We start from the raw sequence: 1,513 nt of genomic DNA, 5'->3' as shown, positions 1-1,513 counted from the left end.
ACAAAGGCTAAATTGTAAAATCTTATTAATGCAGGGCTGGTTAAACGCTAGTTACTGAATCAATACCGGGTGTATAGCGACACGATTACCCGTATTGAGTAGTCTCGAACGAGAGGGTGAAATATGTCAAAAGATATCGACCAGAGCGATGAGATCAAACAAATAAAGGATGGTGACCAGAGCTCGCAGCTATCCGAGAAAATCAAAGAGTCTGCACGTCAGATCTGGTTGGCAGGTTTAGGGGCCTACAATAAAGCTGAAGAAGATACCGGAAAGATTTTCGACAAGCTTGTAAAGGAAGGTGAGGAAATAGAAAGCCTGACCCGTGGCGTAGTAGAAAAACAGTTCAAGGCGGTAGAGGATCGTGTTGAGGATGTTAGAGAGAAAGCCAGCGGTACCTTCGGTAAGCTTGAGAGTGTTTTCGATCAGCGAGTATCATCGGCTTTGGTGCGCTTAGGGATTCCAACTAATCATCGTGTTGCGGAACTGGAACAACGTGTGTCTGAGCTTGAGGCCAAACTGGCTGAGAAATAATCGTTTGATCAATGATTAGAAGAACGGCCTACAAGTAGGCCTTTTTCAATTCGTTGAGTAGTTGGCGCTGTTCTTTATCTAAAAACGGTGCCACCAGCGAGATAACCTGATAAACGCCTCGAGCGAGCATGTCTTCAGACAAACTCTTGTTGCTCGAGACAATGCAGTAATTGATCCAGAACGTTGCCGTTAGTACGATATTCTCACACAAGGCTTCGAGCTCATCATTATTTGCTTCGATACTGCCTTGCTCTTCTAGTCCCTTCAAAATATTGAGCGTAGCTTTCCTTTTCTTTTGAATGATTTTATTGAAGCGTAGCTTGATATTGTCATGGCGACCGAGCACATGGACGATATCTTTATAAAGAAATTGGTACTTTTCAATGTGCTCGAATATCAAGTGCAGAAAGAACCATTGATCCTCGATATCTGGCGTTGTATTGGGCGCTTCCAACAGAGCTCCCATTTCATTTTCAAACCACTCAAATAAATTCGTCAGAATGTCAGTTTTACTTTTGAAGTGGTAGTAAAGGTTCCCCGGGCTTATATCAAGCTCGTCAGAAATCAATAGCGTGGTGACATTCGGTTCACCCAGCTCATTGAAAAGCTCCAGGCTTTTATGGAGTATTCGATCTCTTGTTTTCATTAAACGTCCGGGTCCTTATCGTGTAAACTTAATACGTTTCCTTGTCGACGGGATTAAGATAAAAGTGTGTAATCCTTTCGTCGGTAAATTTATCAAAAAAACGACTGGTATCCGAGATTAATTTTAAGGTCGGTGCTTGTCTTTGATGATCTGATACTAATACTTTGATGTCTTCAAAACCATCTTTGATTTTTGTGAATCGTGCAGTAATGCTAGATGAGACTAATTGCTGCTCAGGGTGACCAAATTCCTTTGATAAGAAATTTAGGTAATGAAGCTCTTCTTCTTTGCTGAGGTTGTCTCGTGTCGCTAGATAGCGCATCTTATGTCTAT

At 41.9% G+C, this 1,513-nt stretch carries 3 protein-coding genes; 1 reads left to right on the top strand and 2 read right to left on the bottom strand.

The window, feature by feature from the left end; translation table 11 throughout:
* Positions 1–123 precede the first annotated feature (123 nt).
* Positions 124–534 carry a phasin family protein gene (locus tag A3729_RS28515; protein WP_068515273.1) on the top strand — a complete coding sequence of 137 codons (411 nt, stop codon included), beginning with the start codon at positions 124–126 and terminating at the stop codon, positions 532–534.
* A gap of 28 nt (positions 535–562) precedes the next feature.
* On the opposite strand, the gene A3729_RS28510 is transcribed toward A3729_RS28515, so the two are convergent.
* Both A3729_RS28510 and A3729_RS28505 read right to left on the bottom strand, forming a co-directional pair.
* On the bottom strand, positions 563–1,180 hold the full coding sequence (locus tag A3729_RS28510; RefSeq protein WP_068508108.1) for a TetR/AcrR family transcriptional regulator: 618 nt from the start codon (positions 1,178–1,180) through the stop codon (positions 563–565).
* 28 nt (positions 1,181–1,208) lie between these two features.
* Positions 1,209–1,513: hypothetical protein (locus A3729_RS28505; RefSeq protein ID WP_231877526.1), on the bottom strand; the 305-nt coding region annotated here is incomplete at its 5' end.

Source organism: Oleiphilus sp. HI0043 (assembly GCF_001634935.1).
This window is presented reverse-complemented; position numbering and strand designations above follow the sequence as displayed.